This is a genomic window from Bradyrhizobium sp. ERR14, assembly GCF_014198235.1.
In the GTDB taxonomy this organism is placed as follows: domain Bacteria; phylum Pseudomonadota; class Alphaproteobacteria; order Rhizobiales; family Xanthobacteraceae; genus Bradyrhizobium.
On record NZ_JACIHD010000009.1, the window covers coordinates 187,979 to 204,717 of the forward strand.

At 65.4% G+C, this 16,739-nt stretch carries 15 protein-coding genes; 11 read left to right on the forward strand and 4 right to left on the reverse strand.

Annotated elements, in window-relative coordinates; genetic code table 11:
- Window positions 1-62: 62 nt before the first annotated feature.
- Complete coding sequence (locus tag GGD62_RS24830; RefSeq protein ID WP_183710688.1) at window positions 63-1,724, forward strand: tannase/feruloyl esterase family alpha/beta hydrolase; 1,662 nt, start codon at window positions 63-65, stop codon at window positions 1,722-1,724.
- A gap of 31 nt (window positions 1,725-1,755) precedes the next feature.
- Here GGD62_RS24830 and GGD62_RS24835 read toward each other — a convergent pair whose 3' ends face one another.
- Entirely contained in the window at window positions 1,756-3,135 is a 1,380-nt protein-coding gene (locus GGD62_RS24835; protein ID WP_312014291.1) for an ATP-binding protein, read from the reverse strand.
- A 110-nt stretch (window positions 3,136-3,245) separates the two neighbouring features.
- Between GGD62_RS24835 and GGD62_RS24840 the strand changes: the two genes are divergently transcribed.
- The 6 genes from GGD62_RS24840 to GGD62_RS24865 all read left to right on the forward strand — a co-directional run bounded on the left by GGD62_RS24840 (window position 3,246) and on the right by GGD62_RS24865 (window position 10,259).
- A complete protein-coding gene (locus GGD62_RS24840; protein ID WP_183710689.1) occupies window positions 3,246-3,725 on the forward strand; it encodes a MarR family winged helix-turn-helix transcriptional regulator in 480 nt (159 codons plus the stop codon).
- A gap of 12 nt (window positions 3,726-3,737) precedes the next feature.
- On the forward strand, window positions 3,738-4,508 hold the full coding sequence (locus GGD62_RS24845) for an enoyl-CoA hydratase (RefSeq protein ID WP_183710690.1): 771 nt from the start codon (window positions 3,738-3,740) through the stop codon (window positions 4,506-4,508).
- Between the two features lie 120 nt (window positions 4,509-4,628).
- Window positions 4,629-6,710 carry a methyl-accepting chemotaxis protein gene (locus GGD62_RS24850; RefSeq protein WP_183710691.1) on the forward strand — a complete coding sequence of 694 codons (2,082 nt, stop codon included), beginning with the start codon at window positions 4,629-4,631 and terminating at the stop codon, window positions 6,708-6,710.
- Window positions 6,711-6,839: 129 nt separating this feature from the next.
- A complete protein-coding gene (locus GGD62_RS24855) occupies window positions 6,840-7,778 on the forward strand; it encodes a dihydrodipicolinate synthase family protein (RefSeq protein WP_183710693.1) in 939 nt (312 codons plus the stop codon).
- Between the two features lie 373 nt (window positions 7,779-8,151).
- On the forward strand, window positions 8,152-9,552 hold the full coding sequence (locus GGD62_RS24860) for a selenium-binding family protein (RefSeq protein WP_183710695.1): 1,401 nt from the start codon (window positions 8,152-8,154) through the stop codon (window positions 9,550-9,552).
- A gap of 83 nt (window positions 9,553-9,635) precedes the next feature.
- Window positions 9,636-10,259, forward strand: a complete 624-nt coding sequence (locus GGD62_RS24865; RefSeq protein ID WP_246800286.1) for a hypothetical protein — start codon at window positions 9,636-9,638, stop codon at window positions 10,257-10,259.
- Between the two features lie 3 nt (window positions 10,260-10,262).
- Here the strand turns inward: GGD62_RS24865 and GGD62_RS24870 are convergent, their stop codons facing one another.
- Genes GGD62_RS24870 through GGD62_RS24880 form a run of 3 tightly spaced genes read right to left on the reverse strand, consistent with a single transcriptional unit; the run spans window position 10,263 to window position 12,841 of the window.
- On the reverse strand, window positions 10,263-10,961 hold the full coding sequence (locus tag GGD62_RS24870) for a DUF1045 domain-containing protein (protein WP_183710699.1): 699 nt from the start codon (window positions 10,959-10,961) through the stop codon (window positions 10,263-10,265).
- 18 nt (window positions 10,962-10,979) lie between these two features.
- A complete protein-coding gene (locus GGD62_RS24875) occupies window positions 10,980-12,173 on the reverse strand; it encodes an alpha-D-ribose 1-methylphosphonate 5-triphosphate diphosphatase (RefSeq protein ID WP_183710701.1) in 1,194 nt (397 codons plus the stop codon).
- Window positions 12,170-12,841 (reverse strand): chloramphenicol acetyltransferase, encoded by a 672-nt coding sequence (locus GGD62_RS24880; protein ID WP_183710702.1) that lies wholly within the window; start codon window positions 12,839-12,841, stop codon window positions 12,170-12,172. The genes GGD62_RS24875 and GGD62_RS24880 overlap by 4 nt, the downstream gene beginning before the upstream one ends.
- A 173-nt stretch (window positions 12,842-13,014) precedes the next feature.
- Here GGD62_RS24880 and phnC point away from each other — a divergent pair, with 173 nt between their 5' ends.
- The 4 genes from phnC to phnE (GGD62_RS24900) all read left to right on the forward strand — a co-directional run bounded on the left by phnC (window position 13,015) and on the right by phnE (GGD62_RS24900) (window position 16,624).
- Window positions 13,015-13,824 (forward strand): phosphonate ABC transporter ATP-binding protein, encoded by an 810-nt coding sequence (gene phnC / locus GGD62_RS24885; protein ID WP_018321219.1) that lies wholly within the window; start codon window positions 13,015-13,017, stop codon window positions 13,822-13,824.
- A gap of 63 nt (window positions 13,825-13,887) precedes the next feature.
- The gene (gene phnD, locus GGD62_RS24890) at window positions 13,888-14,823 is read left to right on the forward strand and encodes a phosphonate ABC transporter substrate-binding protein (RefSeq protein ID WP_018321220.1); all 936 of its coding nucleotides are present in this window, start codon (window positions 13,888-13,890) and stop codon (window positions 14,821-14,823) included.
- Window positions 14,824-14,894: 71 nt separating this feature from the next.
- Complete coding sequence (phnE, locus tag GGD62_RS24895; RefSeq protein WP_092251874.1) at window positions 14,895-15,779, forward strand: phosphonate ABC transporter, permease protein PhnE; 885 nt, start codon at window positions 14,895-14,897, stop codon at window positions 15,777-15,779.
- Window positions 15,776-16,624 (forward strand): phosphonate ABC transporter, permease protein PhnE, encoded by an 849-nt coding sequence (gene phnE / locus GGD62_RS24900; RefSeq protein WP_183710703.1) that lies wholly within the window; start codon window positions 15,776-15,778, stop codon window positions 16,622-16,624. The genes phnE (GGD62_RS24895) and phnE (GGD62_RS24900) overlap by 4 nt, the downstream gene beginning before the upstream one ends.
- Window positions 16,625-16,739 lie beyond the last annotated feature (115 nt).

The following is a 16,739-nucleotide window of genomic DNA, read 5'->3' on the forward strand; positions in this document are numbered from 1 at the left end:
GAAGGTTGCATTCAATGCGGCAAGCCGTCGACGCAACAAATCGAGAAAGCCGGGTGGAAACGATGACGCGAAAGAGAGCGAAGCTGTGTGCGTTGCTTGTAGGCTCGATGGCGACACTGGGAACGGGCACGGCGTCGGCGGCAACGCTGGCGGAAGACGCCGATGTGGTCTGCAAGGGTCTCGTCGGCGGGGCCGATGCCGTGAAGATCGACTCCGCAACCTTGCAGGCGCCCTCGCCGATCGCCGTTGCCGAACGCGGACCGACGCCGTCAGGGCGCGTCACGCCGGCCAATCCAGCCTTCTGCAAGGTGCTCGGTCATATCGACCCTGTCGATCCCAAGGCGCCGCCGATCAGATTCCAGGTCAACCTTCCCGTCGAATGGAACGGCCGCTCGCTGCAATATGGCGGCGGCGGTTTCAACGGTGTGCTGATCACCGGCCTTGCGCTGCCGCCGGCCTATCCCTTCGACAAGCCGTCGCCGCTGGCGCGCGGCTTCGTCACCTATGGCACCGACTCGGGTCACGAGACCAAGCAAGGCGAGCCGCCACAGGTCTTCGCGCTCAACGACGAAGCCTTCGAGAATTTTGCTCACCGCGCCTACAAGAAAGTGCGCGATGTGGCCGTTGGGTTGATGGAGCGCGCCTACGGCAAGAAGCCGGACAAGATGTATTTCATGGGTTCGTCCGAGGGCGGCCGTGAAGGCCTGACCATGGCGCAGCGTTACCCTGACGATTTCGACGGCATCTTCGCACGGGTGCCCGTGATCAACTGGGTCGGCCTGCAGCACGCCGGCACGCGTTCGGGTCTCGTCACCATGGGCGCGGGCTGGATCAATCCGGCGCAGGTGAAGCTCGTCGGCGATGCCGTGCGGGCGGCTTGCGACAAGGCCGATGGCTCCGACGATGCGCTGGTGCAGGATCCCGTCGCCTGCAAGGCGGCCTTCAAGGTCGAGACGCTGCGCTGTGAGGCCGGAAAGAGTGGCGATCAGTGCCTGACCGATGCGCAGATCAAGGCGATCGATACCTTGCACGGGACCTACAGATTCCCGTTCGCGCTCGCCAACGGTCTCGACGACTATCCCGGCTGGGGCGTGTCGGGCGAGGATACGCCGGCGATCGGCCCGACCGGCGGCTGGGTGGCGTGGTGGCTCGGCACCGCGCCGCCGGCGCAGCCGCCTGCGCCCAACAACGGCATCGCCTGGATCTACGGCGCCGGCGGCATCCAATATGTCTTCGCGCGCGATCCCAAGCTCGATGTCACCACCTACAAGGTTGAGGAGCACAAGGCGCGGCTGCTCGAGGTTTCGAAGCTGATGGATTCGACCGATCCCGATCTCAGCCGCTTCCGCGCCCGCGGCGGCCGTCTGATCATGCTCGAGCACATGGCCGACTACGCGCAGAGCCCCTATGCCGGCATCCGCTATTTCGAGAGCGTGGAGCGCAAGATGGGCAAGGCCGAAACGGCAGAGTTCGCGCGGCTCTACACCGCACCCGGCGTGGATCATGTCGGCTCCGGTGCGCCGGCCAATGTCGACATGCTGAGCGTGCTGGTCGACTGGGTCGAGAAAGGCAAGGCGCCCGGCGACCTCGAAGTCAGCGAGCCGAAGATCGAGGCGCCCTCATTCGCGACGCTGCGCGCGCTGCCGCTGTGCCGCTGGCCGGCCTGGCCGCACTACAAAGCGGGACCGGTAACGGAGGCGGCAAGCTTCACCTGCGCGCCGTAAGGCGGCACAGGCCGGATGGATGACCGCGAAGTCACTCCGCTGCCATCGCCTGCGCCCCGCCGAGCAGACGCGCATTGAGCCGGCCGCCAGAGAACAGCATGTCGTCGAGGGCTTCGTCGATATCGGCCGAGACGATCGACTTGCCGCCGTCGCGCGCCAAGCTGGCTTGCGCCAGCCGCCGCATCAGTTCCTTGATGAAGGCGCAACTCGTCCCCTCGCTGCGGCGGGCAGCCTCGATGACGATCGCGTCGTCGAGCGGCAATCCCTTGCCATAGAGGCGCACCAGCTTGCTGCGGCCATTTTCATCCGGGAGCGGCACTTCGATGGCCTGGTCGACGCGACCGGGGCGACCGGCCAGGGCAGCTTCCAGGTCCTGTGGCCGATTGGTGGTGAGAACGAAAAGGATGTCGGCATCCGGCTTCAATCCGTCCATCTCGTTGAGCAGCCTGTTGAGCATGGTTTCTTCGCACGGCCCCATGTTGCGGCGGTCGCGCGCGATCAGGTCGACGTCCTCGATCACCACCATCGCGGGCTGCAGCAGCCGTGCCAGGCCCATATAGGCGCTGAGAAGGCCGATCTGCCCGGCCGTGATGATCAGGGTCGTATGTCCAGGCAGATGCGTTGCGAGATAGCGGATCGTATGGGTCTTGCCTGTGCCGGGCGGTCCGTAAAGCAGGATGCCTTTGCGCGTCGATTGTCCGAGCCGCCGCAGTTGCTCGCGCGTCCCAACGAAATTGAGCACGTTGCGTTCGAGCAGCCGCAGAGTCCGCTCCGGCAGGATCACCTCGTCGCGTCGAACGGTCGGTAGCCGGTGCACATTGATGCCGCGGGATTGGCCGCGGTAGTCGGAAGATTCCTCGAGCGACAGGATCTTGCCGCGATAGGTGCGCGCGGCCTGCACGGCGTCTTCGAGCGCGCCGAAGCAATGCTGCACCACGGCCGCCCCCGTGCTTCCCGCGGACACCATGATTTCGATCCGGATGCCGGGCTCGCGACGGGGGTCGCGGTCGGCGCAGAGCAGGACGGCATGGCGCAAGCCGTCGTGCTCGCAGAGCCACAAGCCGTTGTCGAGGCACCGCGACGGACTGCTCTCGCCGACATCGACGTCGGAATATTGCAGCGGGGCGATCGCCACGGCGGTCCGATCGTCGCAGAGCAGGCGCGCAAACGACAGCGTTTCGTAGTGTTCCTCGGCAAGTCCGAACAAGTCGACGTGCGCTGCAAGCAGCTTGTCGAGGGCGGCTTGGACGTCCACTCGCATGTGGCCGGGAAACTGCCGGGTGGTCGTGACGAGCTTGCTGAGCGGAACGCCATGGAAGTACGCGTCCAGAACCCCGAACGCATAGGCGAGTTCGCCTTCCGTTTCGTGTTCTTGGTCTTGCTCTTCCGCTTGCTCCAGCTTCTGCGCCACGGCTCACCTTTCTGTTGCAACTAGAACGAGTTTGGAACAAATAAGGAACATGAACGCGCGAGAACGTCAAGCGCTTTGACAAAGAGACCGACAGGCGCTATTTGCTTCGCATGCGAAATAAACCGGCTGACGCGCGGCATCATCGGCTGATCTACCTGCTGAGCGTTGCGCAGCGCCGGCTGCAGCGCTGGATGGCGGCGCGGCCTTCGAGCGAGGTGACGCCGGCGCAGGCAGGGCTGTTGTTCATCCTCGGCAGGCAGGACGGCGTCCTGATGGGCGAGGCGGGCGCGGCGCTCGACATGGGGCCGGCCGGCATTTCCGGCCTCGTCGACCGCACGGAGGCGGCGAAATTGATCGAGCGGCGGGCCGATCGCGAGGACGGACGCGCCTGGCGCATCTGGCTGACGCCGAAGGGTCGGACCGCGCTGGCGCAAGCAAAGGCAGGCGCGGCAGAGGTCAACGCGGCGCTGACGGACGGATTCACGGCTGCGGAGATCGACATCGTCGCGCGCTGGCTGACGAGCATTCAGGACAAGTTTCCAAGGCCTTCAGATACAAGATCTTCAGAAACACGACATTCAGACGAATAAAAGGAGAGAGCGATGACCGAGCACGTCCGGATCGAGAACAATGGCGGAATTCTCACCCTCACGCTGGCGCGTCCCGACAAGAAGAACGCGCTGACCGATGCGATGTACGGCAAGCTTGCTGACAGCATCGAATCCGCCGAGTTCGATCCGTCGGCCCGCGTAATCCTGATCCGTGGCGAGGGCGACATGTTCACGGCCGGCAACGACGTCGGCGAATTCGCCGCGGTCGCGGCCGGCAAGTCCGAAGGCAGCCGCAACGTCGTGCGCTTCATCCAGTCGCTGGCGCGCTGCACCCGGCCGCTGGTCGCCGCCGTGCAGGGCCGCGCCGTCGGCGTCGGCACCACGATGCTGCTGCATTGCGATCTCGTCGTGCTCGCCGACAACGCGCAATTGTCGACGCCTTTCGTCAGCCTCGCATTGGTGCCGGAGGCCGCATCGAGCCTGCTGATGCCGGCGCGTATCGGCCATGCCCGCGCCTACGAGATGTTCGCGCTGGGCGAGACCGTACCGGCGAAGGCCGCGCTGGAATGGGGGCTCGCCAACCGCGTGGTACCGCTCGACAAGCTCGATGCCGAGGCGCTCGCGCTGGCGCAGCGTCTTGCCCGCCAGCCGGCCGGTGCGCTCACGGCGACCAAGAAGCTGATGCGCAACGGCGAAGCACTGGTCGCGCAGATGCAGGCCGAAGGCGAGCAGTTCGCGCAGCGCCTGCGCACCGCCGAGGCGCGCGAGGCGTTTACGGCCTTTGCCGAGCGCCGTCCGCCGGATTTCACCAAGGTCGCGTGAGGGACGCGCCCCGCCAGGAGGCGCGGCGGGCACAACCGCAGGTACTTGATTAAAGTCTTAACCAAACCTTGGCATGTCGCGATGCAAGGTGGCCGCTCGTGAAGAGTAGGCCCCCGACCCATGGCAATGTTTAAGAAATCGGTAAGCTCGCTTCTCCTGACGCTGATGGCCCTCCTTGCTGCCGGCGCGCTGGCCTCGACGGCGTTCCAGATGGCCGGGGCTTTTGGCCGCTACAGCGAAAGTCTCGAGACCGAGCGGCTTGCCGCGGCCGATAAGGCGATCTTCCAGGGCGTGCTGTCGCTGCGGACCAATCGCGGCGATGCCCAGAGTGCGCTGCTCGGCGAGGACGATCCGCGCGCCAACCTCGAAGCGGCGGAGAAGGCCGAGCAGGCCGGCTATGAGGCCGTCGGCGCTGCGCTCTCGACCGTCGACTTCGCCCGCCGCGACGAGCTCGCCGGCACGCTGAAGCAGCGCTGGAGCGAGACCGCGCCGCAATTCCAGCTGTTCTACGACGAGGCCAAGCGTCCGCGCGCCGAGCGCAAGCTTGAGCGAACCAACTCCTGGTACGATTCCGTCACCAAGGTCATCGACACCGCGAACCTCGCCTCCACGGCGGTGTCGAACCGCGCCTGGATGAACGATCCCTATATCGCACGCATGATCCAGGTCCGCCGCTTCGCCTGGCAGGTGCGCGACCGCTATGGCATCCATTGTTCGTCACTGCGCTCGAACGTCAACAGCAGCAAGCCGCTCGACGACGCCCAGAAGCGGTCGGTGGCGCAATGGGACGGCACCATCACCTCCGCATGGGCCGGCATGGCCGAGCTGCTGGCTGCGCCCGGTGTGTCGGCGGAGCTGGTCACGGCAGCGACGGACGCGAAGGCCAAGACCGATGGTGTCCTCAAGCAGATCAACGAGCTCACCAAAAATTTTGACGGCAGCGGCAAGCCGGCGCTCCCTGCGGCAGAATGGAATACGCTCTGCCAGTCACCGTTCGCGCTCATTGTCGGCGTCGCGACCAAGGCGCTGGATCAGTCGATCGCGCGTGCCGAGGCCGTTCAGGCCAAGGCTCTCACCAACCTCATGGTACAGTCGCTCGCCTTCCTGCTCGCGCTTGCCGTGACCCTGACCGGTGTGTTCGTGGTGCGCAATCGTCTGATGCGCCCGGTGCGCGCCATTCTCGACGCCATCGCCCGCATCAGCGCGCGCGACTATGCGACGCCGGTGCCGCAATCCCGGCATCCCGACGAATTCGGCACCATGGCCGCGGCGCTCGAAAGCCTGCGCGAGAGCGCGGCGACCGCCGAGCGCCTGGGCCGGGAGCGTGAATCGCAGCAGGCCTTGCAGTTGGCCCGCTCCGGTACCGTCGACGAGGCCTGCCGCAGTTTTGATGACACCGTGCAGGCGGTGATCCACAGCGTTGTGGCCTCGACGCGGGAGCTCGATGCCACCGCAACCGGCGTGCGCTCGCTGGTGTCGGAATCGAGCAGCCAGACCGCGGCGGTCTCCTCCGCCGCCGAGCAGGCCACCAACAATCTCGAGACCATCGCGGCGGCGACCGAGGAACTCTCCGCATCGGTCGGCGAGATCTCCGCGCAGGTGCAGTCGAGCGCCCGCGAGGCTCGCGAAGCCGTGTCGCAGGCCGAGCAGACCAACGCGACGGTCGAGATCCTCGACCAGACCGCAAGCCGCATCGGCGAAGTCGTCAAGATGATCAACGCCATCGCCGGCCAGACCAATCTTCTGGCCTTGAACGCCACCATCGAAGCCGCGCGCGCCGGCGAAGCGGGCCGGGGCTTTGCCGTGGTCGCGGGCGAGGTCAAGAACCTGGCCGCACAGACGGCGACGGCGACGGAAGAGATCTCGCGTCAGGTCGAGGAGATCCAGGGCGCCACTGGCCAGGCCGTGACCGCGATCCGCGCCATCGGCGGCGCCATCAGCGGCATCGACGAGAAGATGACGGCGATTGCCGCCGCCGTCGAGCAGCAGCGCGCGGCCACCACCGAGATCTCGCGCAATTTCCAGCAGGCCGCGCAGGGTACGCGCGAAGTCACCGATACCATCGGCAGCGTCGCCAGGCTCAACCAGGAGACCGGCAACGCCGGCACGGTGTTGTCGGAATCCGTCAAGAAGATGTCAGCCGACGCCGACCGCCTCCGCGTCGCGGTCGAGGGCTTTTTGGGCGCGGTCAAGACCGCGTAGTTTCGCCTCATTCTTCCAACCTGACGTCGTGGGTTCGGCATTGCCGCCGGTCCGCGCGGCGGCTACATCTGTGCCGCCGCATCAACTATGCGGCGCCAGACGTAAAATAGATCAGGGATGGAGAGTTCGATGCCGGTCACCCCACACAAGGCCCAGCGCCCCTATCGCGGCGTGTTCCCGGTCGCGCCCACCATCTTCGACGAGCGCGGTGAGCTCGACCTCGAGGGACAGCGCCGCTGCATCGATTTCATGATCGATGCCGGCTCGAACGGCCTCTGCATTCTCGCCAATTTCTCCGAGCAGTTCGTGCTCACCGATGCCGAGCGCGAGACTGTGATGCATGCGGTGCTGGAGCATGTCGCGGGCCGGGTTCCCGTGATCGTCACCACCACGCATTTCAGCTCGGCCGTCTGCGCCGCGCGCAGCCAGCAAGCCGAAGCCGCCGGCGCCGCCATGGTGATGGTGATGCCGCCCTATCATGGCGCGACGTTCCGGGTCCCTGAGAAGGGCATCGTCGAATTCTTCAAGGTGCTCTCGGGCGCCATCACCATTCCGATCATGATCCAGGATGCGCCGGTCGCAGGCACGCCGCTGTCGGTCGACCTGCTGGCGCGGCTGGCGCGCGACTTCGCCAACATCCGTTATTTCAAGATCGAGGTGCCGGGCGCGGCCTCAAAGCTCCGCAGCCTGATCGAGGCGGGCGGCAAGGACATCGAGGGACCCTGGGACGGCGAGGAGGCGATCACGCTGCTCGCCGATCTCGATGCCGGTGCCACCGGTGCGATGACCGGCGGCGGCTATCCCGACGGTATCCGCCAGATCATCGATCCCTATTTCGCCGGCAAGCGCGAGGAAGCGAAGGCCGCCTATGAGCGCTGGTTGCCGCTGATCAATTACGAGAACCGTCAATGCGGCCTGATCGCCTGCAAGGCGATGATGCAGGCCGGCGGCGTGATCAAGTCGGACTCGGTGCGCCATCCGCTCCAGCCGCTGCATCCGGCCACGCGCGCGGGCCTGCTGGAACTCGCCAAGGAGCGCGACGCGCTGGCGCTGCGGTGGGGGAAGTAACGGGCCAAACGCGTCGCTGTCGTAGGGTGGGCAAAGGCGCGGAGCGCCGTGCCCACCATCTTTACCGACGGCGACAGGTGGTGGGCACGCTCCGCTTTGCCCACCCTACGAAGTGAATATTTCAGCTGTCGTCCCGGGCTTTGCCGAAACGACCCCGAAGGGGAGTTGCGCGCTCGCCTCATCTCATCGGCCCCTTTCGCCTGAAGGCGTCGAATTTGCGCGATTCGAGCCGTTTCCCGCGGCCCGGCGATGAAGTAATATACGTCGCCAACCAGGCCCCGCGGAGCATCTCGAGCCATCGTGTAACACCTCTTCATAATGCCGTTATCCCGAGCCAGGTTGGCGCGAACCGACAGATCAGGGAGGCAGTGCCATGACGATGAGGCCGGACCCCACCTTTCACGCATCGCCCAGGCTTGCGATGGAAGCACCTGCGGAGAACTTTGCCTACACGTTGCTGCTCAGTCCGGATTTCTCGAAGCCGGATGCTCTCGCCGTCATCGACGTCAAGCCGGGATCGCCGACCTACAGCCAGATCGTCCACACCGTGACGATGCCCAACAAGGGCGACGAATTTCATCACTTCGGCTGGAATGCCTGCTCCTCCGCCCTGTCGCCGCTCGCCGGACACGCCTTCATCGAGCGGCGCTATCTCATCATCCCCGGAATCCGTTCGTCGCGGATCTACATCATCGATACCAAGCCAGATCCGACCAAAGCCAAGATCCACAAGATCGTCGAGCCCGAGGAAATCTTCAAGAAGACCGGCTACTCGCGGCCGCACACCATCCATTGCGGACCGGACGGCATTTACGTGAGCACGCTGGGGGGCGGCGGGAAGGACGGCACCAACGGGCCTCCGGGCGTCTTCATCATGGATTGCGAGACGTTCGAGGTCCTCGGACGATGGGAGATCGACCGTGGCCCGCAGACGCTGCATTATGACTTCTGGTGGAATCTGCCGCGCGATTACATGGTGACGAGCGAATGGGCGCTGCCGCCGCAGTTCGAGAACGGCATCGTCCCGGAGGATCTGCTGGCGAATAAGTATGGCCATCGTCTCCACTTCTGGGATCTCCGCGCCCGGCGCAATGTGCAGACCATCGACCTTGGCGCCAATCATCAGATGGCGCTGGAGGTGCGGCCTGCGCACGATCCGGTTCGCGAATACGGTTTCGTGGGCGTCGTGGTCGACACCACCAATCTCGAAGCATCGATCTGGACCTGGTGGCGCGAAGGCGGGAAATTCCATGCCGAGAAGACGGCAACGATCCCGCCCGAACCCGCACCAAAGGAGAAGCTCCCGCCGCTGCTGCAGGGATTTGGCGCCGTGCCACCGCTGGTCACCGACATCGACCTGTCGATGGATGACCGGTTTCTCTACGTCTCGTGCTGGGGCACCGGTGAAATGCGCCAGTACGACGTCAGCGATCCCAGAAAGCCGAAGCTTGCGGGCTCCGTCCACATCGGCGGCATCGCACGCCGTACAGCGCATCCGAATGGCAAGGCCTTTGCGGCCGGCCCGCAAATGGTCGAGATCAGCCGCGACGGCAGGCGCGTGTACTGGACCAACTCGCTCTATTCCACCTGGGACGACCAGTTCTATCCCGATGGGGTTCCGGGCGCGGAGGTCATGGCCAATGTCGGTCGCAACGGCGGCCTCGAGCTCGACAAGGACTATTTCGTGAGCTTCCCGGACGGCTATCGCGCGCACCAGATCAGGCTGGAGGGCGGCGATTGTTCGACGGACTCCTTTTGCTACCCGTCGGTCTAGATTGGGGGCACGCGAGCCCGGCGCTTGGCTGGCTGTGGCTCGCGCTTGTTGCGAGCGGTCTCTACCACGGCGTCAATCCGGGGATGGGATGGCCGCTCGCCGTTTCGGCCGGGCTCATGGACAAGAGCCCATCCGCACTCTTCCGTGCGTTGTGGGCTCTGGCGGCCGGGCATCTCCTGGCAACATTTCTCGTGCTCGTGCCGTTCGCGTTCCTGCTCGTGCTGGTCGAGTGGCAGCGTTCGATCCAGATTGGCGCGAGCCTCCTCGTCATCGGCTTCGGCGTCTATCGGCTGATCGCGCGGCGTCATCCCCGCGCGCTGGCACGAATTCCGCCGACGCAATTGGCGCTCTGGTCATTTGCCGTCGCCATTGCTCACGGCGCCGCCTTGATGCTCGTGCCGATCTATCTCGGGCTCTGCCAGGCTTTCGAATTCGATGCCGGCCATGAGGCGGCGGGCGCGCTGATGAAGACAAGACTTATCGAGACAAGTCTTTTTAAGACAAGTCTTGGGATGGCGGTGCTGGTGTCGCTGGTGCACGTCGCCGCCATGGTCGGCGCCGGCGGATGTCTGGCGTGGCTGGTCTACCGCCATCTGGGATTGAGGTTCGTCTCGCGAAGCTGGTTCAATCTGGATGCAGTCTGGGCGGCCAGCCTCGTTCTGGTTGGCGCGGTGGCGCTCGGCTTGAATCTTGCGAGCTGGCGCTGAGGTCTATCGCGCCAGCGGCCACTCGTCGACGATGTGGAATCTTGCCGACGCATCATCCTGCCGAAACAGCACGATGCGGTCGATCGCCAGCGTCTCGATCCCCAGCGCCGCAAACCGCGTCCGCAGCATCTCCAGGATCGGCCCGCGGCGCTCGGCATCCAGCCGCCCGGTCAGCGTCATGTGGAAGCGGAATTCTTCCATCACGTAAGGGTAGCCCCAGCGGTCGAGATAGTCGCGCTGCCGTTCGCTCAGCTTCTCGGGTTTGCGTCGCGCGCGGTCGTCCGCCGACAGCGCGGCGCGGAAGGAATCGAAATCGCGGGCGCAATCGGCGGCGAGTTGCTGGAGCGCCTCGACCGGCTCGGCTGGAATGACGGCGATGAAGCCGCTGATGGAATCGACCACCGGCAGGATCACGGGAAGCGGCCGAGGCTTGCCGGCGAATGCGGCGCAGGCGGCCATCAGCTCCGCTTCGGTCCTGCCTGATACGAGCGCCATCGGCGCCTTCAGCGTGGCGTGAAAGCCGTATTTGCGGGGATCGGCGCTGACGTCACGCCAGTCCGGCGCGACGCGCAATGCGTCGGCGGGAAAGGCCAGTTCGTTGCCAGTGTAGGCATCGTAGCCGAGCAGTTCGGCGCCGAAGCGGGAGAGGGCGCTATCACTGCCGGCGGCAAAATAGATCGCGTAGCGGGGGAAACCTGTCATCGCCTCAGCATAACCAATTTAGGCCGCGACGACAGTCTCGCGCTGCGTCGCCATAGCAGTTAGCACCCGCGTCGCATCGGTGAGATGGACGAGCTTTCCGCCCGCGATCACCGCAATCAGCCGTGGCCGCAGCGGCACGGTGTCGTCGACCAGCAGAATATCGGCGCGGCGTCCTTCCGCGAGCACGCCGCGATCGGCAAGACCGGTGGCGCGCGCCGGGCCGGCGGAGACCAGATTCCAGGCGTCCGTCAGCGGCAGCACGCCGTCGGCGGCGAGGCGGAACGCTGCGAGCAGCTGCGCAGGATAATAATAGTCCGAGGCCAGCACGGAACAGAGCCCCTTGGCGATCATGTCGGAGGCCTTGGTCCAGCCGGTGTGGCTGCCGCCGCGCACGACGTTGGGCGCGCCGTAGACGATGGCGTCGCCGTGGCTTGCCGCCGCCCGCGCCGTCTCCTCGTTGATCGGAAACTCCGCGATGTCAGCGCCGAGATCGCGAAACTCCTGGCGCATTGCCGGCGTCGCATCATCGTGCGAGAGCATCCGCACCTCGGCCGCGCGGGCTGCGGCGGCCAGACGCGCAACCGAAGCCGGTACCTCGTCGGCGCGCGAGACCACACGTTCGACCAGCCGGTCGAATTCCTCAGCTGAAAGCCCCGTGCGCTCGACCATACGGTTGCGCTTGCGCGGCTTGGCCATGTCGGCGACGGTGCCATCCATGTGGTCGTTGAAAGCGAACAGATCGACGCGGCCCTCGGCGAGCCATTGGCTGATCTCGGCCTCGGCGTCGAGATTGTAGGTTTCGTGTCGCAGATGGAAGCGGGTGTCGGCGGCGAATTGCGGGCGCTGCCGCTCGATCGCCTCCATCAGGCCGCGCGCATTGCCGGCGCTGCGCAGGCCCGGCTCCCACGAGCAAGTCGTGGCGTGAAACACCGTGGTGATGCCGTTGCTGATCGCCTGGCGGTCGCTGTCGGCGAGCGCGACATCGATCGGGAAGTCGACGCCGGCGCGCGGCATCATCTGCCGCTCGAAGGCATCGCCATGCAGGTCGACGATGCCGGGGAGCACCAGCAGGTTGCGCGCATCGATCACCAGCCGCGCCCGGCCCCGTGAAGCATCGATCTGGGCGATGTCCTGTCCGGACACCGCCAATGACGATTCGACGACCTCAGTGCCGATTAGGGCCCGGCCGCCTTCAAGGAAAATGTCTGTCACGCGACCGCGTTTCGTTTGCTGGTAAGGGATCTGGTCTGGGGAGTCGCTCGTGCTTCGTATGTCGCGAGAAAATCTTCAATCCCGAGCTTGCGGAAATCGGGCAGCGCTTCGCGCAATTTGTCGTGATCCCAGTCCCACCAGGCGAGCTTCGCGAGCCGTCCGGCGATCTCCTCGGAGAATCGCCGCCGCACGATGCGGGCGGGATTGCCGGCGACGATGGTGTAGGCCGGCACGTCCTTGGTGACGATGGCGCCGGCCGCGATCACCGCGCCGGTGCCGATGTTGCGGCCCGGCAGCACGATCGCGCCGTGGCCGATCCAGACGTCGTGGCCGATATGGACGTGGTGCTGCCGCCGCCAGTCGAAGAACTCGGCATCGTCGCTCTCGCCGTCGAAGTAGGCGCTGGAGCGATAGGTGAAATGCGCCTGCGTCGCGCGGTGCATCGGGTGATTGCCGGGATTGATGCGCGTCATCGCCGCGATCGAGCAGAATTTTCCGATGGTGGTGTAGGTGATCTGGGAATCGTTCACGACATAAGAGTAATCGCCCATCGCGACGTCGTGCAGGATCGTGCGCGCGCCGACCTCGGTATAGGCGCCGAGCCTGGTCTCGTGCAGCTTGGCCGAGGGGTCGACGGTCGGCTGGACCGAGAGAATCTTGGCGGCCATGTTGCATCCGAAGCGCGAGGGCGGGCGTTCCTCTTCGAGCGGCTTGATGACGATGTCATGACACGGCGATGACAGGGGATGAGCTGTGTAGGATCGCCGCACCGCAACGCCCGTGTCACACAAGTGTCAAGCGCGGGCGTTAGCGGTTGGCTCCAGCTAATCTGGAGTCCCGCATGCTGGTGGTGGAAGGTCTGACGTGTCGCTTCGGCGCGAAAGCCGCGGTGGACGACGCTTCGTTTCAAATCTCCCCCGGCGGCTTCGTCGGTGTGATCGGACGGTCCGGCGCCGGCAAGTCGACGCTGCTGCGAACCATCAATCGTCTCGCGACGCCGACGCAGGGCCGCATCCTGTTTGACGGCATCGACGTCACCGCGCTGCGCGGCAAGGAGCTGCGGCAGTGGCGGGCGCGGTCGGCCATGATCTTCCAGCAGTTCAACCTGGTCGGCCGGCTCGATGTCCTCACCAACGTCCTGATGGGACGCCTTGCGACGATGCCGGCCTGGCGCTCGCTGTCGCAAGTGTGGCCCGAGCAGGACAAGGCGCTGGCGATGTCGGCGCTCGAGCAGTTCGACATCGCATCGCTCGCCGCCCAGCGTGCCGACCAGCTCTCCGGCGGCCAGCAGCAGCGCGTCGCGATCGCGCGTGCGCTGGTGCAGCAGCCCGACATCATCCTCGCCGACGAGCCGATCGCTTCGCTCGATCCGCGCAACACCAAGATCGTGATGGATGCGCTGCTGCGCATCAACAAGCATTTCGGCATCACCGTGCTCTGCAATCTGCATTCGCTGGATCTCGCCCGCAGCTATTGCGACCGCCTGATCGGCATGGCGGCGGGCCGGGTGGTGTTCGACGGCGCGCCGTCCGCGCTGACCGAGCACGTTGCGCGTGAGCTCTACGATCTCGAAGCCGCCGACGTCATGGGCACCGTGCCCGTCCCGGCGCCCGAGGGCGTCCCGGCGCTCGGAACCGCCGCGGCCGCCTGAGCCGCGCCACCTGTTTTGTTGCCAGTTTTGCGTCCACCGACCCCAACGGATGAAGAGGGTATCATGATCACTCGCAGATTAATTCTTGCCGGCGCCGCCGCGCTCGCGTTCACCGCCTCCGCCTCCGCCGACGATTGGAAGGCGAAATATCCCGAATTGACCTTTGCGGTCGTCCCGGCCGAGAACGCCTCCGGCGTCACCGAGCGCTGGGCGCCGTTCGTGAACTATCTCTCCAAGGAACTGGGCGTGAAGGTCACGCTGCGCATCGCCAACGACTACGCCGCCGTCATCGAGGGCCAGCGCGCCGGCAACATCCACATCGCTAGCTACGGCTCGGCCTCGTTCGCCCGCGCCCGCCTGACCGGCGTCAAGTCCGACGCCTTCGCCAACGACATCAATGCCGACGGCTCGACCGGCTATTACTCGGTGTTCTTCGTCAAGGCGAGCAGCGCCTACAAGAAGGTCGACGATCTCAAGGGCAAGAATCTCGGCCTCGTCGATCCGAACTCGACCTCCGGCAACAACGTGCCGCGCTTCGAGCTGGACAAGATGGGCATCCCCGATGCCGACGGCTATTTCGGCAAGGTCGTGTTCACCGGCAGCCACGAGAACGCAATGCTGGCGCTGTCGCAGGGCACGGTCGACGTTGCCGCCAACCAGTGGACCAGCGACGACGATTCCACGCTGGCGCAGATGCTGACCAAGGGCATGCTGAAGAATGCCGACGGTTCGGCGATGAAGAAGGACGACTTCCGCATCATCCACAAGTCGGCGCCGATCATCAACGGCCCCTATGCCTACAATTCCGACCTGCCGGAAGACGCCAAGGCTGCCATTGCGAAAGCGTTCTTCGACGCGCCGGCCAAGGACAAGGCCGCGTTCGACCGCCTCTCCGACGGTCAGAAGAAGGGCTTTCATCCCGCCACCACCAAGGACTGGGATGGCACGATCGAGCTGATCAAGTTCGTCGATGCGCTGCGTAAGAAGAAGGCGTCCTGATCTCAGGGCGATGCAACTGGAGCCGGGTCCTTGGACCCGGCTCTTTCTTTGACGGAACTTAGCTCAGGCCGATGACAACAGCGGTTTCGATCCTCCCCGAGCAGCAGCTTGCCGTGCTCAACGCCGCTTATCGCCAGGCGGTCGGGCGCAGGCGGCTCCGCCTGCTGTTGGGGATCGCGGTCTTCGCCGCCGCGCTGGCTCTCGCGGGAATCGGCGCGGAGGTGAATCTGCGCACGCTCTTCACCTATTTCGGTAATTTCATCAGCTATTTCGATCGCATCCTCACGCTCGACAACGGCCAGCGCGTCTGGACCGATGTCGGCGAATGGCTCTGGGGCTGGCGCAAATGGCTGAAAATGCTCGGCGAGACGCTGCTGATCTCCTATGTCGGCACGCTGATCGGCGCGACCTTGGCATTTTGCCTGAACTTCTTCGCGGCTGAAAACACCTCGCCCGCCCCCTGGCTGCGCTTCGTCGTGCGGCGCCTGCTCGAGTTCGCCCGCACCGTTCCGGGCATCGTCTTCGCGCTGATCTTCGTGATCGCCTTCGGGCTCGGACCGATGGCGGGTGTGCTCGCGATCGCGATCCACTCCACCGGCGCGCTCGGAAAGCTGTTCTCGGAAATCGTCGAGAACGCCGACATGAAGCCGGTCGAAGGCATCCGCTCGACCGGCGCGAGCTGGCTGTCCTGCATGCGGTTCGCCGTCGTGCCGCAGGTGACCGCGGGTTATGCGAGCTACGCGCTGCTGCGCTTCGAGATCAACGTCCGCGAAGCCTCCGTGATGGGCTTCGTCGGTGCCGGCGGCATCGGCCAGGAACTCGTCGTCGCGATCCGCAAATTCTACTATTCGGACGTCAGCGCGATCCTGCTGACCATCATCGTCACCGTCTTCATCATCGACATCAGCACCGGTTGGCTGCGCGGCCGCCTGTTCGGCAAGGAGGCGCGGACGTGACGAGGCGGCAAGCGGTCGACACGCGAGAGCTTCGCGCGCGCTATCCGGACGTGTTCGACCGGCCGGCCTCGGCGCGGCTTGCCACACCCGCGATGATCGTCGCGGCGTTCGCGATCCTCGTTTACGGCCTGGTCGATCTCGACTTCTCGCCGTCGCGCTTCTTCGCAGGTCTCAGCCAGCTCGGCTGGATCACCTTGATGATGATCCCGCCCGATCCCGGCTCCTCACTGCCGATCTATCTGAAGGCGCTCGGCGAGACGCTGTCGATCGCGCTGCTCGGCACGACGCTGGCCGCGGTATTCGCGCTTCCGGTCAGCCTGCTCGCCGCGCGCAACGTGGTGCCGTCGAAGCTGTTGCGCTTTCCTGTCCGCCGCGTCCTGGATTCGATCCGCGGTGTCGACACGCTGATCTGGGCGCTGGTGTGGATCAACGTCGTCGGGCTCGGCCCGTTCGCCGGCGTGCTCGCCATTGCGGTGTCGGATTTCGGCGCCTTCGGAAAGCTGTTCTCGGAGGCGATCGAGGGCGCCGACCAGAAGCAGGTCGAGGGCATCCGCGCCTCCGGCGGCAGTCCGCTGCACGAGATCCGCTTCGGGCTGTTGCCGCAGGTGCTGCCCGTGATCGCCGGGCAGGTGCTCTATTTCATCGAATCCAACACCCGCTCGGCCACCATCATCGGCATCGTCGGCGCCGGCGGCATCGGCCTGCAGCTCGCCGAGCAGATCCGCGTGCTGGAATGGCAGAAGGTGTCGTTCCTGATCCTGATGATCCTGGTCGCGGTCGCCGCGATCGATTTCATCTCGGGCAAGCTGCGCTTTGCGATCATTGGGCGCAGGGCCGTGGCCTGATCAAAAGTGCCGTAGGGTGGGCAAAGCGCAGCGTGCCCACGATTTTTAACGATCGAGAAGGATCGTGGGCACGGCGCGAAGTGCGCCTTTGCCCACCCTACGATTCCGGACTCGC